The sequence below is a fragment of the Aliivibrio sp. S3MY1 genome (assembly GCF_028765575.1).
In the GTDB taxonomy this organism is placed as follows: Bacteria; Pseudomonadota; Gammaproteobacteria; order Enterobacterales; family Vibrionaceae; genus Aliivibrio.
Map to the genome: position 1 here is coordinate 1 of NZ_JARACO010000077.1, position 1,203 is coordinate 1,203.

General features: G+C 35.2%; 1 protein-coding gene. It reads right to left on the bottom strand.

Features of this window, described 5'->3' with window-relative positions:
* Window positions 1-109: 109 nt before the first annotated feature.
* A complete protein-coding gene (locus tag PVK62_RS17290; RefSeq protein ID WP_065601527.1) occupies window positions 110-604 on the bottom strand; it encodes a hypothetical protein in 495 nt (164 codons plus the stop codon).
* Between the last annotated feature and the right edge of the window lie 599 nt (window positions 605-1,203).

The window sequence follows — 1,203 nt, forward strand, 5'->3', positions numbered from 1 at the left end:
TGCATAACACGTTTGCTACCATGCAGATTAAGCCCAAACTTACCACTTAAAACGGTAAACTCAAAGAAACCTAGAATGCCGAATGTAGCAAATCGTGTTGATGCATTTGTTATATTTTTTTCTGTATGACTTTATTATGGTATTCATTTAGTTCTAGGCTTACTTCTCGCAATTTTGTATCTGTATCTGCAACTGTATCTATTACTACTTGCATAAAACTATCATTTTTACCTTTTCCCCACCATTCAGCCTTTTCATATTCTTTATTAATGATATCTAAATAGTGTGATTTCAATGAAAGTAGTGCTTCAAGCCTTGTGAAATCGATAGCTCGTTCTTGCGCTTGACGAGAAAGTTTCATTTCCTGTCGTGTTTCAGCTAACTCTTTTGACTGTATATATATTGTATATAAAAGGGCAATAAATGATACGAAGGTTAAAACTACACCAATAGTCCCTGATAAATAGTCAGCAAATTGTGCCCATACCGCATGGTCACTAGATAATTTGCCATTAAACATAGATAGATATGCAAACAAACTTATCAATATCCCAGAAATACTAAGAACTCCAATAACAGATATTACACCAACAATTTTCCGCATTTATTCACCTTAAAAATATAACGCCTGCATAACACGTTTGCTACGATACAGACTAAACTGAATTTTACTGCCTTAATCACTAAAACTAAAGGCAAACTGACAACGCCGAGTGTAGCAAATCGTGTTGATGCATTTGTTACACGATCTTTGTCAACGCTTCGCTTTAATTGGTAAAGAACTGATTTACCGAGATTTACTGTAAACTGAGTTTAATTAGACTGACTCAATTAAGCGAGCAAAATATCCAATCAGCGGCAAAAACTGCGAAACGAAACAATCCCTTTTTCTTACACCATTTGTACGATTTGGTTTCAGCAAGTTTTGCGCTGATAAACCAAATATCCTTGCCACAATTGGGATTGAAAATGCTGAGAATAAAACACTGGCGCAGGATAAAATGAGGCAAAACCATGAACAATTGAAGCGTAAATTTATTTCTGAAACCCATGAACTTTTGGCAATAATAGTCAATTGCCGAACCTAATGAAATGAAAGCTAAAAGGCAACAAAGAAAAAGGAAAAACACCCTACTTTCACGACTAAAAAACTAATGGCTCAATCGCTGAACTGAGCCAAAAAACTGCTATCTTTAGTTCGTG

Bases quoted from the DNA above. Each gene is read 5' to 3' on its own strand.
- PVK62_RS17290 (WP_065601527.1), bottom strand. From the start codon at position 604: ATGCGGAAAATTGTTGGTGTAATATCTGTTATTGGAGTTCTTAGTATT.